This window comes from Kribbella sp. NPDC049174, assembly GCF_043197365.1.
GTDB lineage: Bacteria > Actinomycetota > Actinomycetes > Propionibacteriales > Kribbellaceae > Kribbella.
Genome location: NZ_JBICSZ010000001.1, coordinates 88,554 through 105,168 on the forward strand (window position 1 = coordinate 88,554; position 16,615 = coordinate 105,168).

Consider the following 16,615-nt stretch of genomic DNA (forward strand, 5'->3'; position numbering starts at 1 on the left):
TGAGCAAGGGGGACCGCATGCGTCGCGCTGTCGTGACCGGGGGAGCTGGGTTCATCGGGAGTCATCTGTGTGAACGACTCCTGGACGAGGACTACGAAGTGCTGTGCCTGGACAACTTTCTGACCGGGCGGCCGGACAACGTCGCCCACCTGATCGACCATCCGGGCTTCCGCCTGGTCCGCACTGATGTGACCGACTACGTCCACGTCGCCGGCCCGGTCGACGCGGTCCTGCACTTCGCGTCGCCCGCGTCGCCGATCGACTATCTCCGGTTGCCGATCCAGACACTCGAGGTCGGCTCGGTCGGCACCCACCACGCGCTCGGACTCGCCCGCGACAAGGGCGCCAGATTCGTACTGGCGTCCACGTCGGAGGTGTACGGCGACCCGCTCGTGCATCCGCAGCCGGAGAACTACTGGGGAAACGTCAACTCGATCGGTCCACGCGCCGTGTACGACGAAGCCAAACGGTTCGCCGAGGCGATCACGTCGGCGTACCGCTCGATCCACGACGTCGACACGGGGATCGTCCGGATCTTCAACACCTTCGGGCCGCGGCTCCGGCCGGACGACGGGCGGGCGGTGCCGACGTTCATCCGGCAAGCCCTGGAAGGTGAGCCGATCGTGGTCGCGGGCGACGGCAGCCAGACCCGGTCCATCTGCTACGTGGACGACACCGTCGAGGGCATCATCCGGATGGTGCACGCGGACGACCCGGGTCCGGTCAACCTCGGCAATCCGCACGAGCTGTCGGTTCTCGACCTGGCCCGCTGGATCAAGGAGCTGGTCGGCTCACCGTCCGAGATCGTCTTCGGGCCACTGCCGGAAGACGATCCGCGGGTGCGGCAACCGGATATCAGCCGGGCTCGGGACCTGCTCGGTTGGGAGCCGAAGATCCCCGCGGAGGAAGGGCTCCGGCGGACGATCGACTGGTTCCGCGCCGACCTGCCACAACAGGCAGCTTAGGTCGGCTCGCGGTAGCCGAGGGCGGCCGAGATCTTGCGGGCGGCTTCGATGGCCGCGGGGGCCATCAGGGCGACCTGGGCGATGGATTGCTCGAGGGACAGCGTGGAGATGCTGACCGCGGCGATCGCGGCGCCGGTGTGGTCGTGGATGACCGCGGCGACGCACCGGATGCCGGGCTCGTTCTCCTCGTCGTCGAGCGCGTAGCCGCGAGCCCGCACCTGGGCCAGATCCGCCTTCAACGCGGCCGCGGTCGTGTGCGTCAGGGGAGTGCGGGCCGGGAGGCCGGTCCGGGTGATGTGGGCGTCGAGCGCCTCGTCGTCCTTCTCGGCCAGCAGTGCTTTGCCGATCCCAGTGCAGTGCAGCCAGAACGCCTTGCCCACGCGCGACGGCATCCGGTACGGCTTCGGCCCGTCGAGGCGCGCGACATAGATCGCCTCGTCGCCGTTCAGCAGGCCGACATGCACGGTGCAGCGAGTCTGGGCGACCAGGTCGGCGAGCACCGGGCGGGCGACGGTGGCGAGGTCGACGTTGGTGAGCGCATGCCCGGCGAGCCGCAACGCCTTCGGGCCCGGGTGGTACGACCCGTCCTCGGCCTGGGCGACGAACTCGTGCTCGACCAGTGACGCCATGATCCGGTGCACGGTCGACTTGGCCAGACCGGTCGCGTTGACGACGTCGGTGAACCGCGAGTGTTCGAGGACGGCGTCCAGCACCATCAGCGTCTTGTCGATGGCCGAGGGCGAACTCATGTCGGTCATCCTGCCACCTCTCTCCTGGGCGAAGTGCCTATCTGGCCAGCCAGCCGCCGTCGACCGCGAGGACGTGACCGTTGACGTAGCCGGCCGCCGCCGAGGCCAGGAAGACCGCGGCGCCGACCACCTCGTCGGGCTGTCCCCAGCGACCGGCGGGGATGCGTTCCCGGATGGCCGCTTCGCGACCGGGGTCCGCGCGCAGGTCGGTGGTGTTGTCGGTGCTGATGTATCCGGGCGCGATCGCGTTCACCCGGACTCCGGCCGGTCCCCACTCGTTGGCCAGCGCCCTGGTCAGTCCCGCGACCGCGTGCTTGCTCGCAGTGTAGGCCGGAACGGTGATCCCGCCCTGGAAACTCAGCAGCGACGCGATCGTGATCACCGCGCCGGCCCCGCGCTCGACCATCGCGGCACCGATCGGCCGGGTGACCGCCCAGGTGGAGTTGAGGTTCACGTCGATCACGTGCTGCCAGTCGGCGGTGGTGGTCTCGGCCGCCGGCGCGCGCCGGATCGTACCGGCGTTGTTGACCAGGATGTCGATCCGGCGCGTTCTCGCCAGCTCGGAAGCGGCCGCCTCGACGGCGGCCGGGTCGGCGAAGTCGGCGATGACCACGGTCGCCTCACCGCCGCCGTTCTGTTTGATCGCCTCGAGGGTGTCCTCGACCGCGGCGTCCCGGGCCATCAGGATCAGTTCGGCGCCGGCCGCGGCGTACCCGGCGGCGATGGCCGCGCCGATACCCCGCCGGGCTCCGGTGACGAGCGCCGTACGGCCCTGGAGGCTGAACGGGTCAGCCGTCACCGGAGGTCCCGTACGTCGACGCCGTCCATGTCCGCGAACGCCTGGTTCTCGCCGGCCATCGCCCAGACGAAGCTGTACGACGAGGTGCCGGCGCCGGAGTGGATCGACCAGCTCGGCGAGATCACGGCCTGGCGGTCGGCGACGAGCAGGTGCCTGGTCTCGTCGGGTTCGCCGAGCAGGTGGACGATCCGCTCGGTCTCGGGCAGGCCGAAGTACAGGTAGCACTCGGTCCGGCGGTCGTGCGTGTGCGCGGGCATGGTGTTCCAGGTGCTGCCCGGGTGGAGCGTGGTCACGCCGAGCACGATCTGACAGCTGCGTACGCCGTTCGCGTGGATGTACTGGTCGATCGTGCGGCGGTTCGCGGTCTGCTGGTCGCCGAGCTCGAGCCGGTTTCCCTCGCCTGGATTGATCAGCGTGGTCGGGAACTCAGTGTGGGCCGCTGCGGAGAAGAGGTAGAAGGCCGCGTCCGGGCCGTCGAAGACGACCTCGCGGACGCCGCGTCCGACGTACAGGCAGGCTCCGGTGGCCAGCTCGTACTTCGTCCCGTCGGCGGTGACCGTGCCTGGTCCGCCGACGTTGACGATGCCGGCCTCGCGGCGTTCGAGGAAGTACTCGCTGCGCAGCTCCGGCCAGGTGGGGAGGCTGAGCGGGCCGCTCGCGGGGCGCGCGCCTGCCAGGACGATCCGGTCGTGGTGGGTGAGCACCGCGGTGATCGTGTCCGGGACGAAGAGGTCGTCGACCAGGTAGTGCCGGCGGAGCGCCGCGGTGTCGAACCCGGGCACCTGATCGGGATGGGTGGCATGCCTGATCTGCAGATTCACAGAACAAGGTTCTATTCCACGGAACCTCCTGTCAAACAGCCGAGCAGGCGGAACCCGGCATGGAATTGTTCCAGGTTCCGCCGATTGACACTGTGTTCTGGTCAATGGAACCTTCCACACACAGCCCATCGCCCCTGGGAGGTTCACAATGACCGCACTGGACTGGCATGTGGAACCTGGCCCAGCGCTACATGGCCGCGCCGTCCGGCTCCGCGGCGAAGAAGTCCGCGCTGTTGTCGTCGTTCCTGTGGCTGGTCTGGCCGCTGATCCTGTTCATCCCGATGTGTGCCGCGCCGCTGCTGGTGAGCCCGGGCAAGTCGGAGCAGTCGTACGTCGAACTCGCCCAACTGCTGTTGCCGACCGGCCTGATCGGACTCGTGCTGGCCGGGTTCTTCTCGCACACGATGGCGATGGTGGCCTCCGACGCGAACGTGATCTCCTCCGTCATCACCCGCGATCTCGCGCCGGTGCTGGTGCCGAAGCTCCGCCGGCTGAGCGACGCCGGCGTCCTGAAGTTCGCCCGGATCACCACGTTCACCTTCGTCACGATCAGCATGCTGGTCGCGATCCTGACCAACGGGCAGGGCGTCGTCCTGAAGATCGTCGTCGACCTGGTGGCCGCGACGATGGGACCGATCTCGATCCCGCTGATGCTCGGTCTGCTGCCCTGGTTCAAGCGCAGCGGCGCGCGGGCCGCGCTCGCGTCCTGGGCGAGCGGCCTGGTGGTCTGGGCGATCGTCAAGTGGGGGATCGAGTCCACCGACACCACCCTGGTCGTCGCGTTGCCGTTGGCAACTTCCTTGGTGGTGTACGTCGGCCTCGGCCTGCTGCTGCCGGAACGTCGCCCGGAGGTCGACGAACTGGTCGACTCGCTGAACAGCGACCCCGACGAGACCGACGAGGTCGCCGCGAGACGGGCGGCCGCGGTCGGCTGATTCCTGGAACACTGTCCCGTGACACAGAACATCAACGAGTTGGAGTGACCTGTATGCCGAACATCACCGTCGAGCTCCTGTCCGGCCGCACCCTCGACCAGCGCCGTGAGTTCGTCGCCGCCGTGACCGAGTCCGCGATCTCGATCCTGAACGCCAAGCGCGAATCCGTCCGGATCGTCTTCACCGAGATCGAGACGACCGACGTGGCCAACGGCGGCGTCCTGGTCGCCGACGCCTGATCGCCCCCCGACGCGGCCTGGCTTCCCTTCCGCCCCAGGGATGCCAGGCCGCCGCATGCTGAAACTCGGGCGCCTGCGGGTGGGTGAACTACTAAGGTGCAGAGCATGCGAGTAGGAGTCTTCGGAGCCACAGGTCAGGTCGGTAGCGTCATGCGGGAGCTGCTCGTCGAGCGGAAGTTCCCGGTGGACGAGATCCGGTACTTCGCGTCCGCGAGGTCGGCCGGTACGACGCTGCCGTTCGGTGACACCGAGATCACCGTCGAGGACTCCGCCACCGCCGACTTCTCGGGTCTCGACCTGGCGCTGTTCTCCAACGGCAAGACGGCGTCGAAGGAGTTCGCCCCGAAGGTCGCCGCCGCCGGTGCCATCGTGGTCGACAACTCGTCCGGCTGGCGGATGGACCCCGACGTACCGCTGGTCGTCTCCGAGGTGAACCCCGGCGACCTCGACAACCTGCCGAAGGGCATCGTCGCCAACCCGAACTGCACCACCATGGCCGCGATGCCGGTGCTCGCGCCTCTGCACCGCGCTGCGACGCTGACCCGGCTGGTGGTGTCGACGTACCAGGCCGTCTCCGGCTCCGGCGGGGTGGGAGTCAGCGAGCTGGAGGACCAGGCGCGCGCCCTCGTCGAGCCCGGCGGCCGGCTCGCTCGCGGCACCCAGGGCATCACCCTGCCCGAGCCCAAGGTGTACGCCGGGCCGATCGCCTTCAACGTGCTCCCGCTGGCCGGGTCGATCGTTGCCGACGGCACCGGTGAGACCGATGAGGAGCAGAAGCTCCGGAACGAGAGCCGCAAGATCCTGCACATCCCGGACCTCTTGGTCGCCGGGACCTGTGTCCGGGTGCCTGTGTTCACCGGTCACTCGCTGAGCATCCACGCCGAGTTCGCCTCGCCGATCACGCCCGAGCAGGCGACCGAGCTGCTCGGTGCCGCGCCTGGCGTCGCGCTCGCGGACCTCCCGACACCACTGCTCGCGGCCGGTCAGGATCCGTCGTACGTCGGCCGGATCCGCCAGGACCAGTCGGTCCCGGACAACCGTGGCCTGGTGCTGTTCGTCTCGAACGACAACCTCCGCAAGGGTGCCGCCCTCAACGCCGTCCAGATCGCGGAGCTCCTCGCTGAACGGTGACGGGGGGCGTAGATCCCGTTGCGGCGATAAGGTGAGCCTTCCGGCCGGCCTGGGCGATTCTGTGGTTTCGGCCGGCTGCAGGGGAGGTGACCGAGCTGGAGCAGCGCGGGGTGAACGGCTCTTCGGGGCTGCGCTTCCGCCTGCTCGGAACGGTGGAGGTGCGGAGCGCAAGCGGTGAGGTGATGCCGCTGCCGTCGCACCAGCCTGCGGTACTGCTGGCCGCGCTGTTGCTGCGCCTCAACCGCACTGTGCGGACCGAGGACCTCGTCGACGTGCTGTGGGACGACGAGGAGCTGCCGAGCAGTCCGCGTGCCGCGCTGCAGATCTACGTTTCCCGGCTCCGGACCGCGCTGGGGGACACCGAGCGGACGATGATCCGCACCGGCGACGGCGGCTACACGCTGCATGCCGACCCGGAACAGCTCGATCTCGAGACGTTTCGTTCCCTGGTCCGCCGCGCCGGCGAGGCCGAAGATCCCGCCGACCGGGTCGCGCTGATCACCGAGGGCCTCGCGCTCTGGCGAGGCGAACCGCTGGCCGGTCTCGACGCGGGCGCGCTGACCCGCGAGATGATCCCGCGGCTGGCCGAGGAACATCTGCAGGCGCAGGAGTTGTCGTTCGACGCCCGGTTGGCGCTGGGCGACGCGGCCGCGGTGATCCCGGAGCTGACCGAACTCGTCGAGCGCTACCCGACGCGAGAGCGGTTCTGGGCCCAACTCATGCGCGCGCAGCATGCGTCCGGACGGCAGGCTCTCGCGTTGTCGACGTACGCCGAAGTCTCGCGCCGGCTGCGCGAGATCCTCGGGGTCGGGCCTGGTCCTGAACTGCAGCGGGTCCACACCGAACTGCTGGAGGCGACAGACACCGAGAGCATGGTGGTTCCCCGGCAGCTGCCGACCGCCGTACCAGTGTTCGCCGGGCGGACCGAACACCTGCAGCGGCTCGACGGACTGCTTCCCGCCGCGCACCTCGGCCTCATCATCGGGCCGGCCGGAGTCGGCAAGACCTCGCTCGCGATCCATTGGGCCCGGCAGGTCGCGGACACCTTCCCCGACGGGATCCTGTACGCCGACCTGCTCGGGTACGCACCCGCGATCGAGCCCGCCGACCCGGCGGCGGTGGTGCCGCGTTTCCTGGCCGGACTGGGGATTCCGGCCGATCGGTTGCCGATCGCCGCGGACGAGCAGATCGCGTTGTACCGGAGTCTGCTCGCGGAGCGCGCGGTCCTCGTCGTCCTGGACAACGCCCGGTCCGCCGACCAGGTGCGGCCGCTGGCGGCGTCCGGATCGAACTGCCTCACCCTCGTCACCAGCCGGAACGAGCTCGCCGGACTGGTCGCGACCGAGCAGGCGGAGCCGATCCAGCTGGACGTGCTCGACGCCGTACAGTCCAGACAGTTGCTGGCGGCAAGGGTTGGCGAGCGGCGGCTGCAGGAAGATGCCCAGAGCACCGAAGAGCTGATCGCCCGGTGTGCAGGCCTTCCGCTGGCACTTTCGTTGCTCGGGGCACAGATCGCGCTGCGGCCGAGACGACAGCTCGACTCGTTCGTCGAGACACTGAGCGAGGCGCCGCTCGATGCATTGTCGACCAGCGACGGGGTCGACGTACGGACGATCTTCTCCTGGTCGTACCGGCAGCTGCGGCCTGAGCTGGCCCGGTTGTTCCGGCTGCTGGCTCAGCATCCCGGTGCAGAGATCACCGTTGGTGCCGCGGCGGCCTTGGCCGGGGTGCCGGTCCGTGAGGCTCGCGGGATGCTCGCCGTACTGGTTGCGAACCATCAACTAGTTGAGCTCGGGCCCAATCGCTATGCACTGCACGATCTGCTGCGCAGCTACGCGCTGGAGCTGTGCGAGGAGCAGGAGGCGGATGAGGCGTTCGAGCGGCTGCTCGGGTACCTGGTGCACACCGGCAGTGCGGCTGCACTGTTGCTCGCACCCCGGCGGGATCCGGTCGAGCTGCCCGGGCTGGATCCCGGAGTTGACATCGTCCTGCCGTCGACCCGGGATGAGGCGTTCGCGTGGTTCGACTCCGAGCAGCCGAACAATCTCGCCGTACTGCGGGCTGCTGCCGGCCGGGCCGATGGGCTGTTGTGGTTGTACGTGTGGACGATCGCGGACTATCTGGACTTCCGTGGGCGGCCCGGGTACATGGAGTCCGAGCTGCTGGCGCTTGACGCGGCGGTCCGGCTCGGCGATCTGCGCAAGCAGGCGCAGACACGCCGGGACCTCGCCCGGGGTCACATGGCGCTGCGGCAGTGGGACGATGCGATCAGGCAGCACGAGTTGGCGCTCGGCATCGCGGAGGAACTGGATGACGACGCCGGTGTCGCGCATGGCTCGCTGAGTCAGGCGCGAGTACTGAGCCGGATGGGGGAGCATCGCCAGGCCATCGAAAAGACCACGCGCGCGCTCCGGATCTACGAGCGGACCGGCCACGCCGATGCGCGGGCCAACGCGCTGAACAACCTCGGCTGGTACTACGGCCAGCTCGGCGAGTTCGAGGCGGCGGTCGACTATGCGCAGCAGGCGCTGAAGCTCTACGAGGAGCAGGATTCGGAGTACGGTCGTGCTGTGGTGAGCGACACCATGGCGTTCGCCCTGGCCGGCTCCGGCCGTCTCCACGAAGCTATCGCCAGCTACGCGACGGCTGTCGCCATCCTGCGTGCCCAGGGACGTCGCCACGAGACCGCGGAGTGCCTGATGTCGATGGCCGAGGTCCAGGAACGAGCCGGTCAGCCAGACGCTGCCCGGGTGAGCTGGAACGAGGCTTTGGAGATCCTCGAGGCGATGGACCACCCCGATGCGGGCGTCGTCCGGCGTGCGCTGGAGCAGCTGCGGCGCGGCGGTTGACGAGGCCTTGCAGGCGAGGAGTAGAACTGACAGTGAGACATAGGCCACTGGCCGTGTGCACACGTTGCGGAAACGTAATGGAGAAGTGGGGGCGGGCAAGCGAGGGGCATAGTCAGCCGTGCCCGCTAGCCATTACCCTCCGGTTACTTGACCCCCGATGGAGGCCAGACAATGAAGCCAGTCGCCGATGAGGGCCAGCTCGCGCTGCTCAGCAATCGCAAAGAGAACATGGCCACGATGTTCCTCGATCGGGTCGCCGCGACCCCTTCGCGCGAGGCCTTCCGGTACCCGTCAGGGGACCAGTGGAAATCCGCCAGCTGGCGGGAGCTCGACGAGCTGGGTCGCCGCCGCGCGGCCGGCCTGATCGCCCTCGGCGTACAGCCCGAACAACGGGTCGCGGTCGCCTCCAGCACCCGGATGGAGTGGGTGGAGTGCTATCTGGCCGCCGTACTCGCGGCTGCCGCGACGACCACGATCTACCCGACCACGATGGCGACCGACGTCGCGTTCATCGTGGCGGACGCCGACGTACAGGTGGTGTTCGCCGAGGACGCCACCCAGTTGGCCAAGCTGCGCGACCACCGGTCCGAGACGCCCTCGCTGCAGAAGGTCGTCCTGATCGACGGCGAACCCTCGGCGGAGGACGCGTCCTGGGTTCTTTCGCTGGCGGCGCTGGACGAGCTCGGCGCCAAGTACCTGGAGGAGCATGCCGACGCGATCGATGAGCGGCTTGCTCAAATCCAGCCGGACCACCTCTGCACGCTGATCTACACCTCCGGCACCACCGGTCGGCCCAAGGGCGTCCGGCTGCCGCACTCGGTCTGGACGTACGAGGGCGCCGCGGTGGAGGGGATCCGGGTGCTCAGCCCGGACGACCTGCAGTTCCTCTGGCTGCCGCTGTCGCACGTGTTCGGTCAGGTGCTGCTCGCCGTCCAGTTCCAGATCGGCTTCGCCACCGCGATCGACGGCCGGATCGACAAGATCGTCGAGAACGCCGCCGTCGTCCAGCCGACCTTCATGGCCGCCGCGCCGCGGATCTTCGAGAAGGCGCACGCCCGGATCGTCACCATGATCGAGGAAGAGGGCGGGATCAAGGCCAAGCTCTTCCACTGGGCCTTCGGGGTGGGCGCTCGCGTGTCCGCGTTGAGGCAGGCCGGCAAGGAGCCGAGTGGTGCGCTCGCGGCGCAGTACACGCTGGCCGACAAACTGGTGCTGTCGAAGATCCGGGCCCGCTTCGGCGGGCGGATCCGCTTCTTCGTCTCCGGCTCCGCCGCCCTCGACAAGCAGCTGGCCGAATGGTTCCACGCGGCCGGCCTGCTGATCCTGGAAGGCTACGGCCTGTCCGAGACCGCGGCCGGCTCGTCGCTCAACCGCCCCGGCCAGTACCGGCTCGGCAGCGTCGGCCCGATCTTCCCGGCCACCGAGGCGAAGATCGCCGAGGACGGCGAGATCCTGATCCGCGGCGACGGCGTGATGAGCGGCTACCACAACCAGCCCGAGCAGACCGCCGAGGTGATCGACGCCGACGGCTGGTTCCACACCGGCGACATCGGCCACTTCGAGGACGAGTTCCTCTTCATCACCGACCGGAAGAAGGACCTCTTCAAGACCTCCGGCGGCAAGTACGTCGCCCCGCAGGTGATCGAGGGCCGGTTCAAGATGATCTGCCCGTACGTCGGCCAGTTCGTTGTCCACGGCAACAAGCGCAACTTCGTCAGCGCGCTCGTCACCCTCGACCCCGAAGCCATCCAGGGCTGGGCCGCGTCGAACGGCCTGGGCGGCAAGCCGTACGACGAGATCGTCAGCTCCGACGCGGCACGGGCGATGGTCCAGGGCTACGTGGACGAGCTGAACGCCGGCCTGAACCGCTGGGAAACCATCAAGAAGTTCACCATCCTCGACCGGGACCTCACCGTGGAGACCGGCGAGATGACACCGAGCCTGAAGCTCAAGCGCAAGCACGTGGAAGCGCAGTACGCCGACCTGCTGGACAAGATGTACGACTAGGTCTTTCCCACGCGGCAGCACGCGCGGCTCCTTCGTCGCCGTGCTCGCTGCCGCTCCCGCCCGCCCACGGGCGCGTGCTGTCGCCCGCTTGATCGAAAGCCCCGTGGAGTCGCCTGCACCTTCATCGTCAGGCGACTCCACGACGGGTGTTTCCCCACGCGTCCGCTACGCGCGGCTCCTTCGTCGCCGTGCTCGCCGGCCGCTCCCACCCGCCCCGAGGTGCGCGGGCTATCGCCCGCTCAGTGCGCGTGCTGTCGCCCGCTTGATCGAAAGCCCGTGGAGTCGCCTGGACGTTCATCGTCGGGCGACTCCACGTCTGGTGTTTCCCCGCGCGTCCGCTCCGCGGCGCCTCGTCGTGCTCGAAACCACGCCTACTAACCCTGACCGCAGGAGGCGGCGCAGCTGCTGGGCGTCGCCGGTCAGCTGCTCATCCCCTCCGACGCCAGGTCGCGGTAGACGCTGATCATCGCGTCCAAGTCGCTTTGCGTGGGCGAAGGGACGTCGCTGAAGTTGCCGGCGTAGTAGCCGTTGTGGGGGTGGGTCGAGCCGGTCCAGGTGCCCGAGTCGATTTCGAGGATCGCCGAGGCCGCCATGTCGTCCACTTCCCTTCAGGTTCTGGTGGTCACGACGCTAGGGGCGAGCACTCCTCGGGCGCGTCGTCGGAAGGCCGTGTTCGGGTGGGCACCAGGCGACGAGTGGTCGTACAACTTTGGTAGGACGCCGACAACGTTGTGCTGACGTACGTTGACGGTGTGAGCCGAGCGCGGCTGTTCTTCTCGAAGTACGGTCTCGACCTGCTGATCGTGATCGCGGCGGTCGAGAGCGCGATCAGTACGGCGTTGAGCGACGACCCGGGCCATCCGACCGGGCTGCGGCTGTGGTTCGAGGTGGTCGCGGTGGCTGCCGTCGTCCTGACCCTGCTCGCTCGCCGTCGCTTTCCGTTCGCCGCACCGGCGGTCACCTGGTTGGCGAGTGCGGCGTTGTCCTTCGTGGACGGCCGGCTCATCGTCGACAAGGCCGGGCTCTTCGTCGCCGGACTGGGTGCTGCCCTGCTGCTCGGGAACTTGCGCAGCGACCGGCAGGCACGGGTCGGTCTGGCGATCGTGCTCTGTGGCGCGGCGATCGTCATCTACAACGACCCGTATCACGAGACCGGCGACATCATCTTCACGCCGGTACTGTTCGCGATCGGCTGGATGGTCGGCTTCGCGCTGCGGCAGCGAAGCGAGCGGATCGAGGCCGCTGAGGAACGCGCGACCCGAGCCGAGAGAGAGCGGGAGGCAGCGGCGCGCGTTGCGGTGGCCGAGGAGCGCGGACGGATCGCGCGAGAACTCCATGACGTCGTCGCACACGCCGTCAGTGTGATGGTTCTTCAGGTGGGAGCCGTGCGCCACCGGATGCCCGTGACCGACACGGAGGACCGGGAGACCCTGAGGAACGTCGAGCACGCCGGACGTACGGCGCTCGCGGAGATGCGCCGCCTGCTCGGCGCGATGCGGGAAGACGGGGAAGCGCCCGAGCTCCTGCCACACCCTGGTCTCGACCATCTCGACACCCTCGTGGACGACGTACGGGCTGCGGGGCTGCCGGTGAAGCTTCAGATCCGTGGTGAGCCGTTCACGCTGCCGCCGGGCCTCGACCTCTCCGCCTACCGCATCGTGCAGGAGGGGCTGACCAATGCCCTCAAGCATTCCCGCGCGCGCCAGGCGGAGGTGGACGTGGACTACTCCGCGACCGAGGTGCGGCTCGAAGTACGAGACGACGGGCCCGGCGGTGCATCCGCCGCGGCCGGCCCCGGCCACGGATTGGTCGGTGTTCGTGAGCGGGTCAAGATCTTCGGCGGGGACATGACCGCGGGCGCCGTGCCCACCGGCGGCTTCGTGCTCCGCGCCCGGCTTCCGTTGGACGGCGGTGCCCGATGACCATCCGTGTCCTCGTGGTCGACGACCAGTCGATGGTCCGGGCGGGATTCCGGCTGCTGCTCGCCGACGAACCCGACCTCCAGGTGGTGGCGGAGGCGAGCAACGGTCGCGAAGCTGTGGTCCAGGCGGCCCGGTTCCACCCCGACGTCATTCTGATGGACATCCGCATGCCCGAGCTCGACGGGCTCGAGGCAACCCGGCGGATCCTGGCGACCGACGGGTCTGCGCGAATCCTGATCCTCACCACCTTCGACCTCGACGAGTACGTCTACGAGGCGCTGCGCGCCGGAGCCAGCGGCTTCGTCCTCAAGGACGACCCTCCCGAACAGCTGATCGCCGCCGTGCGCACCGTCGCCGGCGGAGACGCGCTGCTGTCGCCGACCGTCACCAAGAGGGTGATCCAGCACTTCACCCGCCTTCACAGGCAGGCTCCGCCGAAGGCGGCGGACACCCTGACCACGCGCGAGCTGGAGGTGTTCCGCCTGATCACACAGGGGCTCTCCAACGCGGAGATCGGGCAGCAGCTCTTCATCAGCGATACGACGGTCAAGACGCACGTCACCCGCCTGCTGCAGAAGCTCGACCTGCGCGATCGCGCACAGGCCATCGTCCTCGCCTACCAGACGGGCATGTTCGACCAGGGTGCCGACGGCGCACCCTGACCCGCTCGGCCTGAGGGTCCTACCTGAGTAGGACCCACAACTCATCGGCTGGTCGGAGCAGCGCGCGACCTCGTGACGACGCGCGCACACCGCCGCGTTCCTAACGTCGAGGTAAGGGGGCGAACCAGTCCCATCACGCTAGGAGCAACGCCATGAACCACCATGATCGGGTCTGGGCACGAGGGGGCGATCGCGCATGATCACCATCGACTCGCTGTCCAAGAAGTACGGCGCCGCCACAGTCGTCGACGCCATCAGTTTCGTCGCGCCGCCGGGCCGGGTGACAGGTTTCCTGGGTCCGAACGGGGCCGGCAAGTCGACGTCGATGCGGATGATGGTCGGCCTCACCTCGCCGACCTCGGGAAGTGCCACCATCTCCGGCCGCAGGTTCGCGGACCTGCCGAACCCTGGACGTGAGGTCGGCGTGATGCTCGACGCTTCCGCCCAGCACGCCGGCCGGACCGGCCGGGAGACCCTCACCATCGCCCAGCGGATGATGGGGCTACCCGGCCACCGGGTCGAGGAGATGCTCGGGCTGGTCAGCCTCACCGAGACCGAGGCCGACCGCCGGGTGGGCAACTACTCGCTCGGGATGCGCCAGCGGCTCGGCATCGCCACCGCCCTGCTCGGCGACCCGGCCGTGCTGATCCTGGACGAGCCGGCCAACGGGCTCGATCCGGCCGGCATCCGCTGGATGCGGGACCTGCTCCGCGACTACGCGGACGACGGCGGAACCGTGCTGCTGTCCTCGCACCTGCTGCGCGAGATCGAGGTCATCGCCGATGACATCGTGATGATCGGCAAGGGCAGGATCGTTTGCCAGGGCTCCAAGACGGAGCTCCTGCAAACCGCCGGCACCGTTGTCCGCGCAGCGGACGTGTACGCCCTCAAGCGGGCACTCGACACATCCGGTATCCACGCCGCCGTCGCGGATGACGGGGCCTTGCACACCGACGCGGACCCGGCGCAGGTCGGACGAGTGGCACAGCAGGCAGCCGTGCCTCTGGTCGAGTTGCGCACCGCCGACGGCGGACTGGAGGACATGTTCCTCCAGCTCACGGCCGACACCCAACGAGAAAGGAAAGCAGCATGACCGCCATCGCCGTCCGCCCCGTCGGTGACCAGCGCACCGACGTTGACGCCGTACCTCTTCGACGAGTCGTCGGCGTCGAACTGCGGAAGATGTTCGACACCCGTTCCGGCTTCTGGCTGATGGCGAGCATCGTCATCACCGCCCTGCTGACCACGATCGGAACGATCGCGTTCGCCCCCGACGCGGACCTCACCTACTACACCTTCGCCAAGGCGATCGGATTCCCGATGACCGTGGTGCTGCCGATGATCGCGATCCTGTCGATCACCGGTGAGTGGAGCCAACGCAGCGGTCTGACGACGTTCACGCTGGTTCCGCGCCGTACCCGGGTGATCGCGGCCAAGGTGGTCTCGTCGATCGCCGTGGGCGTCGTCTCGATGCTGTTCGCCTTCGTGATCGGTGCGATCGGCAACGTTGTCGGCACCGCGATCGCCGGCACGGACATGGTGTGGGACGTGTCGCTCGCCGAGGGGCTGAACATCGTCCTGGGGAGCCTGCTCTGCCTGCTGACCGGCACCATGCTGGGCATGGTGATCCGCAGGTCGGCGGGGGCACTGGTGGCGTACTTCGTCTACGCGTTCCTGCTGCCCACCGTCTCCGGTGTCCTGGCATCCAGTCAGGAGTGGTTCCGGGACCTGCAGCCGTGGGTGGACCTCAACTACGCCCAGGCCGCCCTGTTCGAAGGCACCCTGACTGCTGAGCAGTGGGCCAACGTCGCCGTCACAGCGTCGGCCTGGATCCTTCTGCCGGCCCTTCTCGGCCTGCGGCTGCTCATGAAGTCAGAGGTGAAGTGACGCCGCACTGTCCGGACGACACCACGCCGCTTCTTCGGCCCAGAGGCCCTGTCGCTCAACCGAGCGACAGGGCCTCCGGTGTCGCGGGATGACGAGCGTTAGGCGGGTAGAGGAGATGAGGTGGACGCGGCCGCGGGGTGAGGGCCCTAGACCCCGACAGCCTTGCCGACCCCGCGCTTGGTGTCAGCACCGAAGGCCCCCTGGCCGCCGAACTGCTGCTCCGGGTCGGGGAGATCCTGCACTTGGACAGTCCCGCAGAGATCGAACGCCTGCAGATCGGACGCCGTTCCATCAGTCGACCAGTAGCAGAGGCCGGGTTAGGCGGAGGTGCCCGGATGGCGATTGGCGGCGAGGAGGGCTGCGCAGGCGCCGCGTACGGCGACGGTGTGTGGTGCGAAAGCTGTTTGGATCGGGCTGGACAGTCGCTTGGCGAGTCGGTACGTGATCGCCGGGCGCATCGCACCGCCGCCGGTGAGGAGTGGACCTCTGTCCAGAGCGTCGACCACCTGAGGGCCACAGGGTCGGTGGAGCAGGACCGTCACCAGTTCGCCCACCGCGTCGACAAGATCGTCGACGGTGATCGAGCCGAAGTCGCTGGTACCGAGTGGGACACGACGTGCTTCGATCAGCGCGCCGCCCGTCAGGACGGCCACCTCGGTCAGGTCGGCGCCGAGATCGATGACCAGCAGGGGCCTGACGAGATCGGCGTTTGCTCCGAGGGCAGCGGCTCTGACGCTCTCGATGGTGAGTACAGCCCGCGGCCGGAGGGATTCGACCACGGTCAGGACCGCGCTTCTGTCGGCATCCGTCGAGAGGACGGGATGGGTCACGACGACGAGGGCCGGCCGATACCTGGGGGCACGGTGGCTTCTCAGCAGGTGGCCGAGCAGGGCGGCTGCGCCGGCGGGGTCGACGATGGTGCCCCGACGTACGGGGTAACCGGCTTCCGCGAACGGGGGTGCGATGGTGGGTGCGTCGACAACCAGGCCGACCGTGGGCAGCCAGGCCCGCGTCCGCGCACTGCCGAGATCCAGTGCGAGACCCCGGCCGGCCGAGACACCGCCGTCGCGCAACACGCCCCGCCGCGGAAGCTCGATCATCGTGGTGGCCTCATCGATCAGAGTGCGCGTTGCTGGCAGCCGACGCAGAGGGCGACGTAGGGGAGGATCTCCAGCCGTTCGGCGGGGATGGCACTGCGACAGCTCCGACAGGTTCCGTAGGATCCGTCGGTCAGACGCTCGCCCGCGGCGTCGATCTCCTCGAGGACGCGTCGGATCGCCGACGTCTGAGCAGCTTGCAGGCCCTTGTCGGCGTGCGGCGCGCTTTCCTCGATCGCTCGGAGCTGGGCGAGCCGGGAGTTCCGCTCGTGTTCCAGGCGCTGGCGTGCTTCGTGCTTTGTCGGGTGCTGGGTCCGGCCCACATCCGTGGTCATCTGGATCCGGGTCCTTTCGAAACGTGCTCGGGAATGATGAGAGCCGGCGTGCGCCTCAGGAGGCATCGCGCACGCCGGCCGGCGTACGACGTCGGTCGGGTTGGGGACCGTGTCGTGCCACCACCATGACCGACGCGGTGCGCGGTGGCCATCGGGCCTGACACCCATTTCCGCGGGTGGGCGGGCTGTAGACGCCGGCGGTCGCGCAGCCCGGCTC

General features: G+C 68.7%; 16 protein-coding genes. 10 read left to right on the forward strand and 6 right to left on the reverse strand.

Going from position 1 to position 16,615, the window contains the following annotated elements; translation table 11 throughout:
• Positions 1-17: 17 nt before the first annotated feature.
• A complete protein-coding gene (locus ACGFIF_RS00415) occupies positions 18-965 on the forward strand; it encodes a UDP-glucuronic acid decarboxylase family protein (protein WP_393149788.1) in 948 nt (315 codons plus the stop codon).
• Here ACGFIF_RS00415 and ACGFIF_RS00420 read toward each other — a convergent pair.
• The 3 genes from ACGFIF_RS00420 to kduI are packed head-to-tail and all read right to left on the reverse strand — an operon-like array spanning position 962 to position 3,334.
• Positions 962-1,723: an IclR family transcriptional regulator gene (locus ACGFIF_RS00420; protein ID WP_242001518.1), complete on the reverse strand. Its 762-nt coding sequence runs from the start codon at positions 1,721-1,723 to the stop codon at positions 962-964. The genes ACGFIF_RS00415 and ACGFIF_RS00420 overlap by 4 nt on opposite strands.
• A 28-nt stretch (positions 1,724-1,751) precedes the next feature.
• The gene (locus ACGFIF_RS00425; RefSeq protein WP_393149791.1) at positions 1,752-2,513 is read right to left on the reverse strand and encodes an SDR family oxidoreductase; all 762 of its coding nucleotides are present in this window, start codon (positions 2,511-2,513) and stop codon (positions 1,752-1,754) included.
• Entirely contained in the window at positions 2,510-3,334 is an 825-nt protein-coding gene (kduI, locus tag ACGFIF_RS00430) for a 5-dehydro-4-deoxy-D-glucuronate isomerase (RefSeq protein ID WP_393149793.1), read from the reverse strand. Before kduI ends, ACGFIF_RS00425 begins: the two co-directional genes overlap by 4 nt.
• A gap of 167 nt (positions 3,335-3,501) precedes the next feature.
• Here kduI and ACGFIF_RS00435 point away from each other — a divergent pair, with 167 nt between their 5' ends.
• The 5 genes from ACGFIF_RS00435 to ACGFIF_RS00455 all read left to right on the forward strand — a co-directional run bounded on the left by ACGFIF_RS00435 (position 3,502) and on the right by ACGFIF_RS00455 (position 10,495).
• Positions 3,502-4,269 (forward strand): hypothetical protein, encoded by a 768-nt coding sequence (locus ACGFIF_RS00435; protein WP_393149795.1) that lies wholly within the window; start codon positions 3,502-3,504, stop codon positions 4,267-4,269.
• 53 nt (positions 4,270-4,322) lie between these two features.
• Positions 4,323-4,508: a tautomerase family protein gene (locus tag ACGFIF_RS00440; RefSeq protein ID WP_360470570.1), complete on the forward strand. Its 186-nt coding sequence runs from the start codon at positions 4,323-4,325 to the stop codon at positions 4,506-4,508.
• Between the two features lie 105 nt (positions 4,509-4,613).
• The gene (locus ACGFIF_RS00445; protein ID WP_393149798.1) at positions 4,614-5,639 is read left to right on the forward strand and encodes an aspartate-semialdehyde dehydrogenase; all 1,026 of its coding nucleotides are present in this window, start codon (positions 4,614-4,616) and stop codon (positions 5,637-5,639) included.
• Between the two features lie 86 nt (positions 5,640-5,725).
• On the forward strand, positions 5,726-8,488 hold the full coding sequence (locus ACGFIF_RS00450) for a BTAD domain-containing putative transcriptional regulator (protein ID WP_393149800.1): 2,763 nt from the start codon (positions 5,726-5,728) through the stop codon (positions 8,486-8,488).
• A 171-nt stretch (positions 8,489-8,659) separates the two neighbouring features.
• Positions 8,660-10,495, forward strand: coding sequence for an AMP-dependent synthetase/ligase (locus ACGFIF_RS00455; RefSeq protein WP_393149802.1), 1,836 nt, complete (start codon positions 8,660-8,662; stop codon positions 10,493-10,495).
• A gap of 419 nt (positions 10,496-10,914) precedes the next feature.
• Here the strand turns inward: ACGFIF_RS00455 and ACGFIF_RS00460 are convergent, their stop codons facing one another.
• Positions 10,915-11,097: a hypothetical protein gene (locus tag ACGFIF_RS00460; protein ID WP_393149804.1), complete on the reverse strand. Its 183-nt coding sequence runs from the start codon at positions 11,095-11,097 to the stop codon at positions 10,915-10,917.
• Between the two features lie 150 nt (positions 11,098-11,247).
• Between ACGFIF_RS00460 and ACGFIF_RS00465 the strand changes: the two genes are divergently transcribed.
• From ACGFIF_RS00465 to ACGFIF_RS00480, 4 genes are all read left to right on the forward strand, one after another.
• The gene (locus ACGFIF_RS00465) at positions 11,248-12,417 is read left to right on the forward strand and encodes a sensor histidine kinase (protein WP_393149806.1); all 1,170 of its coding nucleotides are present in this window, start codon (positions 11,248-11,250) and stop codon (positions 12,415-12,417) included.
• Positions 12,414-13,079: a response regulator gene (locus tag ACGFIF_RS00470; protein ID WP_393149808.1), complete on the forward strand. Its 666-nt coding sequence runs from the start codon at positions 12,414-12,416 to the stop codon at positions 13,077-13,079. The genes ACGFIF_RS00465 and ACGFIF_RS00470 overlap by 4 nt, the downstream gene beginning before the upstream one ends.
• A 196-nt stretch (positions 13,080-13,275) precedes the next feature.
• Entirely contained in the window at positions 13,276-14,172 is an 897-nt protein-coding gene (locus ACGFIF_RS00475; protein ID WP_393149810.1) for an ABC transporter ATP-binding protein, read from the forward strand.
• Entirely contained in the window at positions 14,169-14,966 is a 798-nt protein-coding gene (locus ACGFIF_RS00480) for an ABC transporter permease (RefSeq protein WP_393149812.1), read from the forward strand. The genes ACGFIF_RS00475 and ACGFIF_RS00480 overlap by 4 nt, the downstream gene beginning before the upstream one ends.
• 317 nt (positions 14,967-15,283) lie before the next feature.
• On the opposite strand, the gene ACGFIF_RS00485 is transcribed toward ACGFIF_RS00480, so the two are convergent.
• Positions 15,284-16,066: a rod shape-determining protein gene (locus ACGFIF_RS00485; protein ID WP_393149814.1), complete on the reverse strand. Its 783-nt coding sequence runs from the start codon at positions 16,064-16,066 to the stop codon at positions 15,284-15,286.
• Between the two features lie 17 nt (positions 16,067-16,083).
• Positions 16,084-16,398 carry a TraR/DksA family transcriptional regulator gene (locus tag ACGFIF_RS00490; protein ID WP_393149816.1) on the reverse strand — a complete coding sequence of 105 codons (315 nt, stop codon included), beginning with the start codon at positions 16,396-16,398 and terminating at the stop codon, positions 16,084-16,086.
• Between the last annotated feature and the right edge of the window lie 217 nt (positions 16,399-16,615).